General features: G+C 64.1%; 1 protein-coding gene. It reads left to right on the top strand.

The features are described 5' to 3' along the window. A partial coding sequence (locus PV734_RS45735; RefSeq protein ID WP_319295233.1) for a DUF3459 domain-containing protein occupies positions 1–517 on the top strand: 517 nt, incomplete at its 5' end. Positions 518–627 lie beyond the last annotated feature (110 nt).

Below are 627 nucleotides of genomic sequence, written 5' to 3' on the forward strand. Positions count from 1 at the left end.
CTCCCCGACCTGGGGTGTGTACAGCGGCTACGAACTGTGCGAGAACACCCCGCTGCGCGAAGGCAGCGAAGAATACCTGGACTCCGAGAAATACCAACTGCGTACCCGCGATTGGGAGTCCGCGGAGCGTGACGGACGTAGCATCGCGCCATTGATAGCCAAACTCAACTCGATCCGGCGACGCAGTCCGGCCCTGCGGCAGTTGCGTGATCTCCATTTCCATCACGCGGACCAGGAGGCGGTGATCGTCTATTCGAAGCGCCGGGGATCGAACACGGTTCTGGTGGTCGTGAACCTCGACCCCCACCACACCCAGGAGGCGACGGTCTCGTTGGACATGCCGCAACTCGGCCTGGACTGGCACGAGCCCGCGTCGGTGCGCGACGAGCTCACCGGCGAGACCTACGAATGGGGCAGGACGAACTATGTGCGCCTGGAACCGGGTACTCGCCCCGCGCACGTTCTGACCGTCCTGCGACCGTCCACCCCGCAGATCGGAGGGTCACCCACCACATGATCGTCAACGAGCCTGTTCCGGACACCTTCGAGGACACTCCCGCCAAGGACCGGGACCCCGAGTGGTTCAAACGCGCCGTCTTCTACGAGGTCCTCGTCCGCTCCTTCCAG

The sequence above is a fragment of the Streptomyces sp. AK08-02 genome, from assembly GCF_033795085.1.
Lineage (GTDB): Bacteria > Actinomycetota > Actinomycetes > Streptomycetales > Streptomycetaceae > Streptomyces > Streptomyces echiniscabiei.